We start from the raw sequence: 17,075 nt of genomic DNA on the forward strand, positions 1-17,075 counted from the left end.
CACGACCTCGGGGTGCGGTTCAGAAGGAGACGGTGAGCGTCAGGGTGTCCTGGTACGTGCCGGGCGGGACGTTCGTTCCGGCGGGCGCGGTGCCGGTCACGGCGACGGAGGCGGCGCTGCCGCTGCCCACGCCGGTCGGCAGGGGGATGGTGACGGTGTACGGCAGGTAGTAGGTGCCGCCGGCGACGCTGGCCTTCATGCGCCGCGTGACGGAGAAGTTCATGCCGTTGTCGAGGGTGAGGCTGTAGGGGGTGAGTGCGGTGCAGGTGACGGTCAGGGCCCCGCTTGCGGACGCGCCGGTCCGGGAGGTGTACGTGCCGAAGCTCAGGGTGGCGCTGCCGACCGTGCACGTGCCGAGCGCGCCGGCCGCCGACAGCAGCAGGGCGGTCAGGAGGCCCGCGACGTGACGTGCACCGCGGCGTGCCGTGCGGTCGCGCGGCGGGTGTGGGCTGGCCGCTTCGGTCAAGGGAGTCCTCCTGGGTTTCACCTTATCAGTGGGTTCCTGACACGCTTCCGACACGGGGCGGCGGGGACCGCTGCAGCCGGTCCCCGCCGCCCGGGCTTCCGCCCGCCGTCTTCAGAAGCCGACGGTCATGGTGACGGTGTCGGAGTACGTGGCGGCGGGGACGTTGCTTCCGGCGTCGGCGATGCCGGTGATCGCGTACGGTACGTCCAGCCCGGTGCCTGCCAGGGGGATGGGGACGCCTCCCACCGTCAGCGCCCCGGCGATGACGGGCGTGTAGGGGATGAAGTAGTCGGTGCCGCCCACGTTGGCCTGCATGCGGCGCTTGCCGGACGTGCTTTCGAAGTTCAGTCCGTTGTTCATGGTGAGGGTGTAGGGGGTGAGCAGCGAGCAGTTCACGGTGACGGTGCCGGCGGACGTGGCGCCTGCGGCCTGCGTGTACGTGCCGAAGTTCAGGGTGGCGTTGCCGATGGTGCAGCTGTTGGCGACGACGGCCTGGACGGTCAGGGTGCCGGTGCTCGACGCGGCCAGCGCGGCGGGCGTGCAGAGGGTGATCAGGCCGAGGGTGAGGGGGAGCAGGCGGCGGATGGGGGACATGAGGACTCCTGTGGGTCGGCGTGTGCTGGGAGGGGTGACGGTGAATGGCGGGCGGATGATGTCGGACTTGAGCTGTTGCGTTGCATGCAGGATAGGGGCCGGAGTCTGACGGGCCGGTTACGCTGACCTCACCATCCGCAAGATGAAGACCTCGTCGCGTGGGCATGCCTGGGCGGGGTTCACGCTGGGCCGCGGCGCTGTCTGGAGCGCGGTGTGGCGGGCGGGGCCGATCAGGTGAGCGGAGGACGGATCAGGTATCCTGGGCGCCAAGCCATGCCGGTCTTTCTTACAGCCCGTGCGTTGCACGGCCGGATGGTGTGGCCCTGGGCGCGGTCGTGACGACGCGGGACGACACGGCCCGCCGGGCGATCGGGCAGGAACTCGGGATGCGGAACGCGCAGCTGACGCGCAGCAACGCTGAACTGCAGGCCGCGAACGAGGAACTCGCGGCGTTTGCGTACAGCGCGTCGCCTGACCTGAAGACGCCGGTCCGGCACATCAAGAGCTTCGCGGAACTCGTCAGGCGGGCGCTGGTCGACACCCCGAACGCCGTGGTTGCCGCGCACCTGGAGCGGGCCGAGCAGGCGGCGGAACGCATGGCGACGATGATCGACGGGCTGCTGCACCTGTCGCGCAGCACGCGCCTGCCGCTGCGTCAGGAACCGGTGGATCTGGACGCGCTGCTGCGTCAGGCGGTGGACGACCTGGCGCCCGATGTGGCGGACCGCCGGGTGGAGTGGCGGCTCGCGCCGCTGCCGACGGTGGAGGGGGACGCCGCGACGCTGCGGCAGGTGTTGAGCGACCTGCTCGGGAACGCGGTGAAGTTCACGCGTCCGCGTGATCCGGCGGTGATCGAGGTGTGGAGCGAGCGGCGTGACGGGCGGCGTGCCGTGTTCGTCCGCGACAACGGGGTCGGCTTCGACCCGCAGGACGGGGAGCAGATCTTCGGGGCGTTCAAGCGGCTGCACACGGACCGGGAGTTCGAGAGGACGGGGGTGGGCCTCGCGACGGTGCGCCGGATCGTGCTGCGGCACGGCGGGACCGTGCATGCGGACGGTGCGCCCGGGCGCGGCGCGACGTTCACCTTCACGCTGGCCATGCGGCCAGGGTGACGCGCGTGGTGCGGTGTCCCGGGCCGTACAGGTTGCTGTGAACGGTATGGGCGCGGGTGAAAGAATGCTGAGGTGGCGGTTCCGGTACCGTGGGTCATGATGTTCCGCGTTGAGCTGTGGATGCCGGAGGCGAATCTGCTGCTGAGAAACCTGACGCACACCGCGAGTGTTTCAGAGGCCATGCAGTCGTGCGTCCTCCACCGGGGTGAGCCGCTGGTGTGGGAAATGGAGCAAGTGGGGGTGTGGTCGGCCCGGTCGGCGGTGTTCGAGTACCGGATCGTGGCGTTGACAGCCAGTGCGCCGCAGGTGCTCGGGCCGCGTGAGGACCGGGAGGGGCGGTGCGGGGGGGACGCCGCGGAGTCCGCGTGAGGTGTGCGGTCCGGGGCGCGCCGTTCCCGTTCACCAGAGGGTGTCGATCATGCTGTGAAGGCGCCTGACTTCGCGTTCGAGGTGCGCGGCGGCTGCGAGGAGGTCCTGGTCGTTCCTGGCGGCCGTGCCGTCCTGGTAGGCCTGCCAGGCGTGGGCCGGCGGGCGTGGGCAGCCCTCGTCGGCGAGGACGGTACGGAAGGCGTGCGCGGCACGGTCGAACCGTTCCTGCGGCGTCCTGCGTCTGAAGAGGCGAATCACCATCTGCTCCGATGGTGCGGGCGGCGTGCCTGTTCGCGCCATGAGAAATCCTGCACCCGGACGGCCGGTATCTGTCCGGGACGCTGAACGCTGAACATGTGAATGTTCAGACATTCGGATGAGAATCACTGAGTGTCAAGGCGTCTGGCCTTTCCATTTCCCCTATACTCGGTTCATCCGCGGTTTTCAGTGTGGGTTCTCACTGCCGACACTGCGCGAAAGGCCTCCCTATGCAGACTCCTGTCCCTCCTGTCCGTCCTGACGAGATCGATCTGCGTCAGGTCTTCAGCACCCTCAAGCGGGCGGCCCTCCCGATCGTCGGGGCGACCCTGCTCGTCGGTGGCGCGACGTACGCGCTCAGCCGACAGCAACCGAAGATGTACGCCTCCGTCAGCAGCGTCCTCGCGGCGCAGGACGCGAGTCAGAACACATTGATCAACAACACCCTCGTGACGGCCCCGCCGCTTCCGCAGGGCGCGGTGGACGAGGCGATCCACAGCCGCAGCGTGGTGGACGACATCTCCAAACGCCTGCAGGTCTCCGGGCTCGACGCCGGACTGATCGCCCACATCGAGTCGGACCTGACCCGTGAGATCGCGTCACAGAAGTTCAAGCGCGTCTCGGTGAAGGCGAAACTCGATCCGCAGCAGCGCGGCGTGTACGAGATCAGCAGCACCGCCGAATCCCCGCGGGCCGCGCAGGTGCTGGCGGACGCGGCCGTGCACGCGCTGCTCGCCTGGGACACCGCCCGCGCGCAGACCGGCGTGAAACGTGCCAGGGGGAGCCTCGAAGCGCAGCTGCGCGACCTCGACGCGCGCATCGCGGCCACCCTGCCGGGCAGCGTCGATCGCCAGTCGCTGCTCACCACGCGCGGCCAGGTGACGCAGAACCTCGCGCAGGTCGCGGTGTTCGAGCAGGCGGCGAGCGGGCCGCTCTCGCTCGTCGCGGACGCGAACGAACCGAACGCGCCGATCAGCCCGAAACCCACCCGGGACGCGCTGCTCGCCGCGCTGCTGACGCTGTTCGCCGCGTCGGGCGTCGCGCTGCTGACGGACAGCCTGCGCCGCCGCGTGAACGGCCCCGAGGACCTGATGGAATTCGGGTACCCGGTCCTCGCACAGCTTCCGGCGCTGCGGCAGCGTGCCCTGCTGAACGGCGTGATCCAGGCGGCCCGCAGCGGCAACCTGTACGAGGCGGTCGGCTTCCTGCGCCTGAACCTGATGAACGCCCCGCACACGGGCGAGCAGCGGCGGTTCGTCGTCTCGAGCTCCCGGCCCGGTGAAGGCAAGAGCAGCGTCACCGCGATCCTGGCGGACGCCTTCGCGGGCAGCGGCCTGAAGGTGCTGTTGATCGACGCCGACATGTACCGCGCGACGCAGCACCAGTTGTGGCGTGCCGACCCGAACCTGCAGCTCGGCGCCCCGGCCCTGCTCGTCAGCAAGCCGGACGTGCCGGGCGCGCGGCCAGTCAAGGTGACGGAACAGATTGACCTGATCCCGGCCGGTTCGCACCGCAACGCGTCGAGCGTCATCAACAACCCCGGGTTCAGTGCGCGCCTCGACCGCTGGTCGCAGGGGTACGACGTGGTGATCATCGACACCCCGCCGCTCGGGAGCGTGTCGGACGCGCTGGCGCTCGCGTCCATGACGGACGGCCTGCTGTTCGTGGTGGAGGCCGGGCAGACCCGCGAGGCGGAGGTGGGGCGCGCCATGCAGAACCTGCAGGTGGCCGGCACGCCGGTCCTGGGCTTCGTGCTCAACAAGACCACCAACGACACGCGCGGCTACTACGCGTACAGCTACACCACACGCGAGCCGTCCGGACGCCCCGGCGAGGTCCCTGGAGGGGCACCCAGATTCTGACCTTCCCGTCAATGACGCGGTGACACCGGCCCTCGGATCAGCGGACCGAACGACACGACCTATCCGTTTTCTGGACTGACATTTCTGTCTGGCTGTGCCCTTCTGCGCCGTCACAGACCCTGCCCTTGATCTGATTTCACGCAACTCATCCTGCCATTTATCACTTTGGCCTGACAGCACGCCCCGTTCCCTTGTCCATGAAGGTCTCAATGTCTAAAACAGCGCATCACTTCAGGCATTTTTCAGCTAGCGTTCATATCGAAGGGCGCCAGCCTCATTCACACTTCGGGGGTGCAGCATGCTAAACGTCACTGTCGTCGGCACCGGCTACGTCGGGCTCGGAACCGCCATCATGCTCGCACAGCTCGGCCATCAGGTCACCGGGCTGGACGTGGACGCACGCAAGATCGATCAGCTTAACCTTGGCCACCTGCCCATCTACGAGCCGGGCCTCGACGTCATGCTCGCCGAGAACGCCGAACGCCTCACCTGGACGAGCGACTACACGAGCGCCATCCCGCACGCGGACGTGATCTTCATCTGCGTCGGCACGCCGTCCCTGCCCGACGGCCGCCCGAACCTCGGGTACGTCGAGAGTGCCGCGCGTCACATCGCCGCGAACCTCAACGGCAAGGTGCAGGTCATCGTCAACAAGAGTACCGTCCCCATCGGCACGGGCGACTGGGTCACCCGCATCATCGAGGACGCCACCGACCCCCAGCACCACAACCGCTACTTCGTGGTCAGCAACCCCGAATTCCTGCGCGAAGGCACCGCCGTCAGCGACAGCCTCTACCCGGACCGCATCGTGCTCGGCGGGGACAGCGTGGCCCTGCAGCGCATGCGTGACCTGTACGCGCCCCTGATCCACCAGAACTTCACCGCGCCCGGTCACTCCCCGCGCCCGGCCGAGTACACGGTCCCGGCGGTGGTCGAGACGACCCTTACCAGCGCCGAGATGATCAAGTACGCCGCGAACGCCTTCCTGGCCCTCAAGATCAGTTACGCCAACGAGATCGCCGGACTGTGCGAACGCGTCGGCGCGAACATCGACGAGGTCGTCTCCGGCGTCGGCTTCGACGGCCGCATCGGTCACCGCTTCCTGGCTGCCGGTGCCGGGTGGGGCGGCAGCTGCTTCGGGAAGGACACCAGTGCCCTGATCACCACCGGCCAGGAGTACGGGTACGACATGCCGATCCTGCAGGCCGCCATCGACATCAACAGCCGCCAGCGCGACATCGTGCTCGAGAAACTCCGCAAGCACCTGCGCCTCCTGAAAGGCAAACGGGTCGCGGTGCTCGGCATGGCCTTCAAGCCGAACACCGACGACCTGCGTGACGCGCCCGCACACGATTTCATCCAGCGGCTCACGCAGCTCGGCGCGACCGTGATCGCTCACGACCCGGTCGCCATGCCGCGCGCACGCCACGAATGGGCTTACCTGTCCTACCAGGAGGCGCCCAGCGCGCACGCCGCCGTACGCCAGGCGGACGCCGTCATCATCAGCACCGAATGGAGCGAGTACCGCGCCCTCGACTGGGACGCGCTCGCGCTCAGCATGCGGACGCCCATCATCATCGACGCCCGCAACGTCATCAGCGACCCCCTCACCGTCCACGCCACCATCGAACAGATCGGCAAGGAACTCCCCAAACCTCTCGCCGTTTCCCTCGGAGTCACCGCTTGAACATCCTCATCACCGGCAGCGCCGGCTTCATCGGCAGCCACCTCGTCGAACGCTTCCTGAACGAAGGTCACACCGTCACCGGTGTCGACAACTACATCAGCGGCCAGAAACGCAACACCGAACTGTTCCTCGCGCACCCGAACTTCACGTTCATCAAGGCGGACGTCAGCCACGCCATCCCCTACGTGGGCGCACCGCTCGACTGGGTGATGCACTTCGCTAGCCCCGCGAGCCCCCCGCACTACCAGCAGTTCCCGATCGAGACCCTGATGGTCGGCGCGCAGGGCACGCAGAACGCCCTCGAACTCGCGCACGCTCATGGGGCGAAGTTCATGCTCGCCAGCACCAGCGAAGTGTATGGCGACCCCCTCGTGCACCCGCAGCCGGAAACGTACTGGGGCAACGTCAACCCGATCGGCATCCGCAGCTGCTACGACGAAGCAAAACGTTATGCCGAGGCGATCACCATGGCGTACCACCGCGACCGTGGTGTCGATACCCGTATCATTCGCATCTTCAACACGTACGGCCCCCGCATGCGTTTAGATGATGGGAGAGTTATGACTAATCTTATCAATTCTTTAATTAATAAGACGGATTTTAAGATATTTGGCGATGGAGGTCAAACTAGAAGCTTTCAATATATCGCGGATCTCATTGAGTCAATATTCCATGTAATGAATTCACCCAGAATACCCGTGATAAATCTTGGCAGTGAGCACGAATTTGATATTTTGCAATTAGTCAATGTTTTTAATTCTTTAAATTCTCATAGTATTGGCTTTTGCTTTGAGGAACCTCTCGGAGACGATCCAAAAGTGAGGAAGCCTGACAATAAATTAAGGAATTCTTCTATTGGTAAACACAACTTTGTTTCTTTAGAGTCGGGTCTAAAGAATATGATTCAGTTTTACGTTAAATAATGAATCTTTCCATTGGTATTGTGTCATATTTAATTACTATTTTGGTGCCTATTGTTTCGATGCCTATAATAGGTAAAGAGTTGTCGAAAAATGACATAGGTATATACTTTTCTTTTATTTCGCTTTCAACCTTGGTTTCAATTATTGTTGATTTTGGATATAGTATTTCTGGTTTTGCTAACAGCAATTTAGAATCAATAAGTATGAGTCTTTCTAAGATGAAAATAAATAGAGTTATCGGCTCTTTACTTTCTTTTTTTACCCTTTCGATCTACGCTATCTGTTTTCGCTTTGATTTTATTGACCTTTGTCTGGTTTTCATACTATCGTGTTTACTTGGATTCTCTAATCTTTGGTATTTTCAAACACTAAATAAGATGGATGTATTTTATAAATCAGAAATTTTGGGCAAGTTGCTCATATTATTTTTATATTTCTTTTTTAAGAAGTACATTGAATCCTATACGATGGCCATAATTTTTTTCATTATGGGAACAATGGCATCCCATATTTATCTATTTTTTTTCCACCCCGAGTTATACAATTTTAGGAATTTGAGCATTGTAAGTAAGGGTTTCAAGACAATACAGCCTTCTTCTTTGCTCACTCGGTTGATTATAAATAGCTACGTTAATGCGAATACGGTTATTTTAAGCTGGTTTCTTGCTCCACACCTTATCGCTGGTTTTGGTGCCGCTGAAAGAATATTCAGAGCATCATCTGGCATAGCCACGCCAGTTTATAATCAAAGAATAATCAGAATTAAACTAGCTCTAAAGACTTCTGGATTAGAAGTGGAAAGAATATTATTACGAGATGCTGCAATGCTTTTCTTATGTGGATCAATTATGGGCATCGCTCTTTATTTTTCTACGAGCATGATAGCTAACTTTATTTTCAAAAGCTCTCCTGAGGGCTTTGCCGCTAACCTCCATATTTTGTGTGTTGTCATTCCTTTTGCTGTATGTAATGGATTTGTTGGATTAAGATGGATGGTTTTAGTAAAAAGAGAAAAAGAATTTACGCATTTCGTTATCACTGCCGCTATTATTAACCTTATAACAATATTATACCAGATTAAGATCGCAAGAAGTGGCCTATTCGGTCTTGGGCTTCTTTTAGGTGAATTCTCTCTTTTTATTTTGACTGTTGGCTTTATAATTAGGGGATGGTATGAAAAAGATGCTTAGCGTAAACGATGTTTGTGGTGCTGTTGTTACTTACGGTAATAGAGCTAATCTTCTCGAAAAAACGATTCAATCATTCATCGATAACGGAGTAAGCGAAATTATATGTGTTTTTAATGGATGCGACGATCATGTTTATGATTACATTTCCGATAGATTCAAAAACAAAATTAGATTGACACCTGTTATTTTGAAAAGCAATCTAGGATCTGCTGGCGGCTTTACTAGTGCCTTGGAAGCTTTCAAATTTGAAAGTGGCAAAGAATTAGTTTGGATTTTGGATGATGATAATTTTGCAGAAAAAAATGCATTGGATGAATTAATTAATTTTGCAAATGGTTTAAGTGAAGTGGCTATTGTTTGCTCAAATCGCACAGAATTTAATATTTTCGGAAAATTAGAAAGCGGCATCCCTATCGAAATTATGTATCCAAAAAATTCCTCTTTTTTGGGAATTTCCATATGGACTATTTTTCCCACTACGAAAAGATTTTTTAACAAAAGAATAGGAAATTTTGGTAAAAGTAACGACGTGAATTGGATATGTGTACCTCAAGTGCCTTGGGGTGGAATGCTCATACCGCGTGCTGTACTCGATAATAATATTCTACCACCTAAGGAATTTTATCTTTACGCCGATGACACCGCATTCTGTGTTTTGGCAGGTAAATATAATTTTAGATTCTTTATAGTTAAATCGAGTAGAGTTATCGATTTAGACGCATCTTATCATTTAGAGAAAGCAGATATTGACCGCTTTTCGAAAATCATTCTTTCAACACCAGTCGAAAACGTTAATTATTCCGTGAGAAACAACTGTTATATCGATAGAAATCTCCGACCAAAAAATAGTATGACTTATATCATTAATAAAAATATTTATATGATTATATTGTTGATATTCTGTTTAAAATATAGGAGGCTGGGAAGATTTATTGAGATAGGCAGGTTAGTTTCTCTTGGCGAGAGAGGAAAATTGGGGATCATGCAATGAAAATACTGATTTTTAATACACTATTTTATCCGAATGAAATTGGAGGCGCTGAGATATCAGTAAAAGAATTAGCTATTCAGTATGAGAATCTCGGTCATGAAGTGTTTATCGTAAGTATTGGTAAAAAACATGAGAAATACGATTACGAGGGTATTAAATGCTATACTATTCCTCATAATAACTTGTACTGGTCTATTGATTCTAAAAAATATGATAGGAAAATAAGATATATATGGCATTTAGTGGAAAATTTTAATTTATTACAGTTTTTTTCTGTAATGAGGATAGTAAATGCAATCCGTCCGGACATTATTCATGCAAACAACACGGCGGGATTTTCAATATTTATTCCTATTGTTTCAAAAATCTTGGGCATAAAATCTATAAAAACCCTGAGAGATTACTATGATATATGCTTATCGGGAACTCGTTTCAAAAATGGTTCTAAATGCGAGATAACTTGTAAAGAATGTTTGGTTGCTAATACTCCAAAGAGAATGAGTCTTAAACTTTACGATTCAATTACTTCGATTAGCCAATCTATGGCCGATATATTCCAGTCGGAAGGATTTGGCAGAATTTCTATAGTCTACAATGGTATTTCAAAAAATCATACAGAGTTGTTCTATATTCGCGATCCTGAGAAAAATCTTAATTTTGGTTTCATAGGACGCGATTCGCCTGAGAAAGGCTTAAATCTGCTTATTGAATCTTTTATAGAGCTTTCGAAAATCAAACAAAGCATTGAGCTAACGGTAGCTGGGAATAACGGCGATAAATACAGGTCTTACAAATACGAAAACATTTCATTTCTTGGTTATATAGAGAAAGAGGATTTTTACAAGGAAATTGATATGCTGGTTGTTCCATCTTTGTGGGACGAGCCTTTTGGTCGTGTAATAATCGAGGCGTCTTTACGAGGGATCCCGGTGATAGTAAGTAAAAATGGAGCTTCGAGAGAACTGTTAAAATTAGGCGTTATAGGTTTAGAATTTGACGGTTCCCAAAGTGATTTGATAAAAGCCATGGGTGATTCACTACTCAGGTTTGATGAGTTAAGAGTATCTTCAAAGAAACGTGTGAGTAATTTGGAAGATATATTTAGTGTTGAAAAAAGTGCTAATAAATATATCTCCCTCATAGAGAGGATAAATGAAAAATACCGTAGTTAATGGCAGAGTCTTAAATGGAAGAAAAAATGGTGTATGGAGATACACTTATGAGATTTGTAAGATCCTTGGATCAAGTCTTGAAATTGTAACTCCATCAGAAAATTTACATGGTGTGCGCGGGCATTATTGGGATCAAGTTGAGATACTGAGGCACGCGAAAAATAAATCTCTTTGGAGCCCGGCTAATTCAGGACCTATTATAAAACGCAAAGATCACATAATAACCATACATGACGTAGCATTTTTTGAAAATCCATCTTGGTTTAATAAGAAATATAGGCAATATTATTCATTTATGACTCCGAAAGTTGCTAAAAATTGCGAAAAAATTTTAACTGTCTCTGAATTTTCAAAATCTCGAATAGCCCATTATTGCAAAATTAGCGAAGATAAGATCGCTGTAGTGCCTAATGGCATCGGAGATGTCTTCTTCAATCTGTTAGATGGATGCAATCCTCATGAAAAACCATACATTTTGTCCGTAGGGTCTTTTTCGCCTCAAAAAAATCTTGAATCGCTTCTAAGAGCATGGAAAATTTTGAAGAGTGATTTTAGAGACATCGACCTAATTATTGTAGGTGCAGATAGCAGTGCGACAAACTCTACTTTTCAAAGAGTAAATGACTCAAGTATTGTATTTAAAAGTCAGATAAGCGACAAAGAACTCGCAAAACTATACTCTAATGCACTTTTATTTGTCTATCCTTCAATATATGAAGGTTTTGGACTTCCAATTTTAGAGGCTCTTGCTTGTGGATGCCCAACTCTTGCATGCTCTGGGACGGCGGCCGAAGATCTTGGATTGAATGGAGTAGAATTTATAGATATGAGGAAAGTAGAAGATATTGTGGAAAGTGTTCGTGATAGAATTGAAAATTCTGACTCATATAAGGTTAAATCTCGTTTGGCTTCGGCAGCGGTAAAAAGTTTTACGTGGGAAAGATGCGCCGCGTCAACTTTTAAAATAATTGAAGGAAATAAATGAAAATAGCGATGTTATCATATTTAGTTTTCGGTGATTCTATCGGTGGGGTAGAGAATCATATCAAATTTATGTCTGAAGAGCTAAAAAAGATGGGCCATATGGTAGAGATATTTAAGCCTGTTTGGGAAGAAGACTATATCGGTAATTGCATGATTTATGATGAGATAAAAATAAATTATATAAATGTTGGTAAGCGTCCCAAAGTTATGAACCACCCAATTATAAAAAGAATTCCATTCGCACGCGGTTTCTTATCAAAAGTCTTATTCCTGTCAAGAAGTAAACTGATTTCTGGGGAAATAATGTTAAGATCGCCGGATCTAGTATGGCAGCACGATTTTTCGTCAAATTGGTTGTCCACTCGGCAGATCTCTAAAGCGGTTCCAGTAATTTTAACAAATCATACAGGGGAATATTTACTTCTCCGTAAAATCCCATTTTTTGGGACTATAGAAAAATATTTATTCTCACACTACAAATTAATTATCGGTCCTAGTAAAGAATTGACCCCTAATTTAAGTAAAGCGGTTAGTATACATAATGGCGTTGATATGAAAATTTTTGGTTTCAGAGAAAATTATTTTGACAAAAGCCAGGCCACGGGAGGGTCTACCAAAAAAATTTTTTGTCCTAGAAGGTGGGCGCCCACGAAGGGAATTAAATATTTTGCAGAGAGTTTATTGTTACTTGACAAATTGGATATTGCTGGCAGTATTGAAGTATATTTCGCTGGAAATGATTACGATGTGTATCCTCTATACAAAGAAGAAGTTGATAGTATACTTGAGAGAGTAGAAAAAATCAAAATACACTATCTCGGCAATATTAATATAGAAGATATGGCTAAACAATACAAAAAATCTGACATCGTAATCATTCCTTCACTAATGGAAGCAGTTAGCCTATCTGCTTTGGAAGCTATGGCATCAGGATGTTTAGTTATTTCAACAGATGTTGGTGGCATGCCAGAATTGATAAATTCACATATTGACGGCATATTGGTACCGTGTAAAGATCCACAAGCACTGGCAGACGCTATCAAAAATTCTATAGAGAATGATCTGACAACAGTAGTTAAAAATGGTTATGATAAAGTTATGAGTAATTATACATGGGATAAAATCGCCAACAGAACGATTAGTGAAATCAGCAAATTTATATCATGAATAAAAATTATTTAAAGACCGTAAGCCCATCTATTCTTGGGACAATTGTTGTTTTTATGGGCTTTCTATCGACATTAATCCCGCCAAGTTACTATAAATATCTTTTAAATGAGGAGAATTATTCTTTCCTAAACTTTAGACTCTACTTTATGGTTCTAGTATGCTTATTGAGCTTTATTTTAGGTTGTAGATTGGCATATAGATTTAAGCAATTTCCTATAATTGGGAGCGAAGAGATTGCGATAGATATTCTTACTCTTATAAGCGCGGCTTTGGCTATATTAAGGCTAAAGGATATGGTTAGTAATCTTTCGCTTTCGTTTGTTAATGAGGCGATCTTTGGTGATTTTACAAACAGACAATTTTTTCTCCGATCAACAGTTTCGTCAGTATTTCAAAATAGTAGTCTGGGTTGGGTAAAAGGATTTAGTTTCTCTATGATATGTTTGGGTTGGTTAAATATATTTAAGCGAGCCGTTTCATTTAAAAGTTATAAGGGAATAATACTTGTCGCTTCAACTGTTATAATCACCATCTCATATCTTGTAGAGGCTTTAATACTTCAGGGGCGTGGGGCAATATTTGAGATATTTGTTGCTATATTGATGTCATACATATCTGTCATATCTAGTAAGGTAGAATTTGATTGGAAAAAAATAATAAAAATCGCTGCTTTTGTTGCAATTATATCTATTAGTATATTTCTAGCTATTTCTGTTCGTAGATCAATGATCGACGAAGCCAAAAGCCCTCTAGAATCAATCATGTATTTAATAGTTGGCTATTTTGCGTCTGCTTATAATAGGCTGGCCTTAGTTCTAAGTAACAGCTTAGTTATACCTAACCAAGGTACGATGTACAATTCTTTATTAAATATTTTGAGTCCACCTTTTTCTAATCAGTTTTCCTTTTTAAAAATAGGAGACTTGATAGGTCTGTCGGAGCCTGTGGTCGGAACTGATGCTTGGATAGAGTCGTTCTCATCAGTCTCTACAACCGGTTTAAATCCTGCCTTCAATTGGTTCACAATTTTCGGAATAGTATATTCCGACTTTGGATTCTATTACCCCGTATATTTTTTATTGTACGGGATTTTGTCAGGTTATGCCTGGAAAAACTATATGCAAAAATCATTTCTGGGAATAGCTCTCTACCCATGGATAGTCTTAAGTATATTTGCATGGTGGGGGGCGGAAAATGTTTATATAGCGAAAAGAGAAACTGTAATTATTATATTGATCGCTGTCTTTCACTGTGCCTTATCTGTATATATAGGAATTATACGCAGAAAATGAAAGGAGAGTGAGACATAGTGTCAAAAAATACGCAAAGAAACAATAAAAATAGCAAAATAGCACACTTGGGGAACGCGGACCGCCGGAGTCGCTACCTGCGTCGCAAGGTGATGAATGCGCTACTGCTTGTGCTGGCGGACGTGCTTGCGCTGCTGCTGGTGCTGGCGGTGGTGGCGGGCGGAACGAGACTGATGCACGGCTATGTCACCATCGAACGCTGGATGCCGGGCTTCGTCACCTTGACTCTTCTGACCCTGGCGCTGTCGAAAATGTACCCGGGGTGGGGGATGGGGTTGCTGCAGGAGGTACGGCGACTCAGTTACGCGCTGACCCTCGCGGGTGCGCTGGCTATGCTGCTGCAACTGACGGAGTTTCGGGGCTTCCTGCAGCTCGGGATGCTTATCTTCACGGTGGTAGGCGCGTGGTTCGCGCTGATCCTCTCTCACTTCCTGGTGCGCAAGGCACTGATCGCCAGGGGAGACTGGGGCATTCCGGTGGCTATCTACGGCGGTGCGGAGACCGGCCGAACGGTCATCAAGGCACTCCGGGCCGAGCAGGGGTACGGCTTTATACCAACTGTGGTGTTCGACGATGCGCCTGATCTCGTGAACGGCACAGTTCTTGGTCTGCCTGTCGTTGGTGGGTTGAACGCCGACCGGTCCGGCATTCCCGTGGCGATCGTGGCCATGCCGGGCCTGCCGACCGCGCGCCTGCGTACTCTGCTGGCCGGGCCGCTGCGGCAGTATCGGCATGTGGTCATCGTGCCGGACCTCTTCAACATCCCGTCGCTGTGGGCCCAGAGCCGTGACCTGAACGGCGTGCTCGGCCTGGAGATCAGCCAGAACCTCCGGGACCCGGTGTCGCGCGCCCTGAAGCTGGGCACTGAACTGCTGCTGGTGCTGCTCAGCCTGCCGTTCTGGGGCCTGCTCTGCCTGTTGATCGGTCTGCTGATCTGGCTGGAGGACCGGGCGAACCCGCTCTTCCTGCAGCCGCGCATCGGGAAGAACGGCCGGATCTTCAACACCTGGAAGTTTCGCACCATGCTTCCGAACGCCGAGGATGTTCTGAAGCGCCGCTTAGCGGAGGATCCTGCCCTGCGGGCAGAGTGGGAAGCGAACTTCAAGCTGCGTGTCGATCCGCGCATCACGCGGGTGGGGGCCTTCCTGCGCAAGACCAGCCTGGATGAGCTGCCACAACTGGTGAATGTGCTGCGGCGTGAAATGAGCCTGATCGGCCCACGCCCACTGCCCGCCTATCATCAGGAGCAGTTGCCGCGTGAGGTGCAGGACCTGCGGGCCAGCGTCCGGCCCGGCATGACCGGCCTGTGGCAGGTGTCGGGCCGCTCCGACTCAGGAAATATAGGCATGGAAAGATGGGACCCGTACTACGTGCAGAACTGGTCCGTGTGGCTCGATATCGTGGTGCTGCTCAAAACAGTCCGTGTGGTCGTGTACGGCTCCGGGGCGTACTGAACGTATCCCCTGGAGGCTGCATCCAGGTGCAGCTGCCGCTCACTGAGTGGCGCCAAAGTGCCCAGGTGCTGCAGCCGAAGAGTTCCGTACCTGTGGGCGCCAGCCTGCGAGGCCAGGGCAGCACACTCCGCACAGCATGAGAAGAGGGAGGGGCATAGAGCCGCCTCCCTCCGCCCGCTTCCATTCAGCTTACTCGCCGTGTACCAGCTTGCTAATCGTCAATCTGACCGCCGATCGTCACCGCTTCGTAGCGGCCTGTTCTTGGATTGAACAGGTGGGCGACCCTGAGCAGGCGACCGCCCGTTTCAATCGATTTCAAGATGGCGATGGGAGGCTCGGTCGTACCCGCACCAAATTCCAACGAGTAATAGGGGTGTTCGAGGAAGTCGTGCTGTTCGTATTCCCTGACATCCGCCCAGTCGAAGACGGGGTGGTGACTGTGAATCCACCATCCGACCTGAACGGCGGAAAATCGTTCCCTCATCACGTGGCGCGCGCCTTCGTACCAACGCTGTGCATCCTCAAACATGTGTTCGTGCGGGGGACGTGCGGTGATCATCTGGACAGCGGGACACCCGGAGACGAAATCGGTGATCTTCAGGCTTCCGTCGGGCATTGACTGACCGAAAATCATCGCGGGATTGATTTCAAGCGGTTTCTCTTTGACGGCTGCCGCCATTGCCTCAGCACACTTCCTGGAAATATAAATATATTTTTTGAATCGTTTTATGTCCTCTATGGAAGTATGCTGACCAAAATCTTGATATCCGCTGAAGCCACCTGCCATATATCCTCCTTGTTAACAAAATAAATCTGTCGACTTCTTCACAACAACACCACCGATCTTTGGATAGGCTCGTCCGTTCCCGAGGTTGGGGTTTTGGGTGTGCCGAGGAATAGCCCCAGGTGCTTGCCTGAGCCCACAAGTCCTACTCCCGAATCCCGCCCTTATCACCATATCACCTTTAATGGGGTCACCATATAAGAGGACATCGTTCGAGAAAAAATCTCCATCCTCCCTCTATGGCCGACACGCACCAGGGGGAAAGTATCGGGTCCGTGGACATTCGGCTCCAGCTTGGGCTCAGGATAAGGCGATTGCGCGAGGACCGTGGATGGAGCCAAGACGTGTTCGCACAGATGACGCAACTCGGCCGTTCATATCCGCATAAAATTGAATCTGGGATAGTGGATATTCAACTAACGACTTTAGTAAAGATCGCCAAAGCATTTAAAATCACACCTTCGCAGTTGCTGGACAGTGTAGGAAGCGAATCTCATTAATGAGTAAAGCAAAATGATACGAGAAAAAAATATGTACAGATCGCAATTTGAGCTCGGAAAGTAAAAATTGAACGCACGAAGATGCCTCTCATCATCCATTTTCGTGCGTTTGTCTGGTGATTAACTCTGTAGAGGACAACTTCAACTCAAGCTGCTCCAGGAGCTAAAAAAGGGCTCATCATGACCCCGATCACCTCCGCTTTCTCCTTCAGATCCCACCGCCACACGTTCCGCAGAAACTCCGAGCCG

General features: G+C 51.9%; 16 protein-coding genes and 1 pseudogene. 13 read left to right on the plus strand and 4 right to left on the minus strand.

The features are described from left to right. Positions 1-19 precede the first annotated feature (19 nt). Positions 20-466 carry a spore coat protein U domain-containing protein gene (locus tag IEY33_RS11350; protein WP_188963393.1) on the minus strand — a complete coding sequence of 149 codons (447 nt, stop codon included), beginning with the start codon at positions 464-466 and terminating at the stop codon, positions 20-22. A gap of 111 nt (positions 467-577) precedes the next feature. Further along, the gene (locus tag IEY33_RS11355) at positions 578-1,060 is read right to left on the minus strand and encodes a Csu type fimbrial protein (RefSeq protein ID WP_188963394.1); all 483 of its coding nucleotides are present in this window, start codon (positions 1,058-1,060) and stop codon (positions 578-580) included. 335 nt (positions 1,061-1,395) lie between these two features. Between IEY33_RS11355 and IEY33_RS11360 the strand changes: the two genes are divergently transcribed. Together IEY33_RS11360 and IEY33_RS11365 are read left to right on the plus strand one after the other, a co-directional pair. Beyond that, positions 1,396-2,172, plus strand: coding sequence for a sensor histidine kinase (locus tag IEY33_RS11360; protein WP_188963395.1), 777 nt, complete (start codon positions 1,396-1,398; stop codon positions 2,170-2,172). Between the two features lie 96 nt (positions 2,173-2,268). Further along, the gene (locus tag IEY33_RS11365; protein ID WP_188963396.1) at positions 2,269-2,541 is read left to right on the plus strand and encodes a hypothetical protein; all 273 of its coding nucleotides are present in this window, start codon (positions 2,269-2,271) and stop codon (positions 2,539-2,541) included. Positions 2,542-2,571: 30 nt separating this feature from the next. Here the strand turns inward: IEY33_RS11365 and IEY33_RS11370 are convergent, their stop codons facing one another. Further along, positions 2,572-2,841, minus strand: a complete 270-nt coding sequence (locus IEY33_RS11370) for a hypothetical protein (protein WP_188963397.1) — start codon at positions 2,839-2,841, stop codon at positions 2,572-2,574. 188 nt (positions 2,842-3,029) lie between these two features. Between IEY33_RS11370 and IEY33_RS11375 the strand changes: the two genes are divergently transcribed. From IEY33_RS11375 to IEY33_RS11420, 10 genes and pseudogenes are all read left to right on the plus strand, one after another. After that, positions 3,030-4,661, plus strand: coding sequence for a polysaccharide biosynthesis tyrosine autokinase (locus IEY33_RS11375; RefSeq protein WP_188963398.1), 1,632 nt, complete (start codon positions 3,030-3,032; stop codon positions 4,659-4,661). 283 nt (positions 4,662-4,944) lie between these two features. Next, positions 4,945-6,348 (plus strand): annotated as a pseudogene (locus tag IEY33_RS11380) (UDP-glucose dehydrogenase family protein); the annotation flags it as partial. After that, positions 6,345-7,271, plus strand: coding sequence for an NAD-dependent epimerase/dehydratase family protein (locus IEY33_RS11385; protein WP_188963400.1), 927 nt, complete (start codon positions 6,345-6,347; stop codon positions 7,269-7,271). The pseudogene IEY33_RS11380 and the gene IEY33_RS11385, both read left to right, overlap by 4 nt. Further along, on the plus strand, positions 7,271-8,461 hold the full coding sequence (locus IEY33_RS11390) for an oligosaccharide flippase family protein (protein WP_188963401.1): 1,191 nt from the start codon (positions 7,271-7,273) through the stop codon (positions 8,459-8,461). Before IEY33_RS11385 ends, IEY33_RS11390 begins: the two co-directional genes overlap by 1 nt. Next, positions 8,445-9,452 (plus strand): glycosyltransferase, encoded by a 1,008-nt coding sequence (locus tag IEY33_RS11395; RefSeq protein ID WP_188963402.1) that lies wholly within the window; start codon positions 8,445-8,447, stop codon positions 9,450-9,452. Before IEY33_RS11390 ends, IEY33_RS11395 begins: the two co-directional genes overlap by 17 nt. Continuing rightward, complete coding sequence (locus IEY33_RS11400; protein ID WP_188963403.1) at positions 9,449-10,624, plus strand: glycosyltransferase family 4 protein; 1,176 nt, start codon at positions 9,449-9,451, stop codon at positions 10,622-10,624. Before IEY33_RS11395 ends, IEY33_RS11400 begins: the two co-directional genes overlap by 4 nt. Beyond that, positions 10,605-11,609, plus strand: coding sequence for a glycosyltransferase family 4 protein (locus IEY33_RS11405; RefSeq protein ID WP_188963404.1), 1,005 nt, complete (start codon positions 10,605-10,607; stop codon positions 11,607-11,609). Before IEY33_RS11400 ends, IEY33_RS11405 begins: the two co-directional genes overlap by 20 nt. Beyond that, on the plus strand, positions 11,606-12,775 hold the full coding sequence (locus IEY33_RS11410; protein ID WP_188963405.1) for a glycosyltransferase family 4 protein: 1,170 nt from the start codon (positions 11,606-11,608) through the stop codon (positions 12,773-12,775). The genes IEY33_RS11405 and IEY33_RS11410 overlap by 4 nt, the downstream gene beginning before the upstream one ends. After that, positions 12,772-14,070, plus strand: a complete 1,299-nt coding sequence (locus IEY33_RS11415) for a hypothetical protein (protein ID WP_188963406.1) — start codon at positions 12,772-12,774, stop codon at positions 14,068-14,070. The genes IEY33_RS11410 and IEY33_RS11415 overlap by 4 nt, the downstream gene beginning before the upstream one ends. Before the next feature lie 140 nt (positions 14,071-14,210). Then, entirely contained in the window at positions 14,211-15,542 is a 1,332-nt protein-coding gene (locus IEY33_RS11420; protein WP_229670959.1) for an exopolysaccharide biosynthesis polyprenyl glycosylphosphotransferase, read from the plus strand. A gap of 211 nt (positions 15,543-15,753) precedes the next feature. On the opposite strand, the gene IEY33_RS11425 is transcribed toward IEY33_RS11420, so the two are convergent. After that, positions 15,754-16,329 carry a hypothetical protein gene (locus tag IEY33_RS11425; RefSeq protein ID WP_188963408.1) on the minus strand — a complete coding sequence of 192 codons (576 nt, stop codon included), beginning with the start codon at positions 16,327-16,329 and terminating at the stop codon, positions 15,754-15,756. Positions 16,330-16,565: 236 nt separating this feature from the next. Between IEY33_RS11425 and IEY33_RS19565 the strand changes: the two genes are divergently transcribed. Next, positions 16,566-16,826 (plus strand): helix-turn-helix domain-containing protein, encoded by a 261-nt coding sequence (locus IEY33_RS19565; protein ID WP_188963409.1) that lies wholly within the window; start codon positions 16,566-16,568, stop codon positions 16,824-16,826. Positions 16,827-17,075 lie beyond the last annotated feature (249 nt).

Origin of the sequence: Deinococcus aquiradiocola (assembly GCF_014646915.1) — a bacterium.
In the GTDB taxonomy this organism is placed as follows: domain Bacteria; phylum Deinococcota; class Deinococci; order Deinococcales; family Deinococcaceae; genus Deinococcus; species Deinococcus aquiradiocola.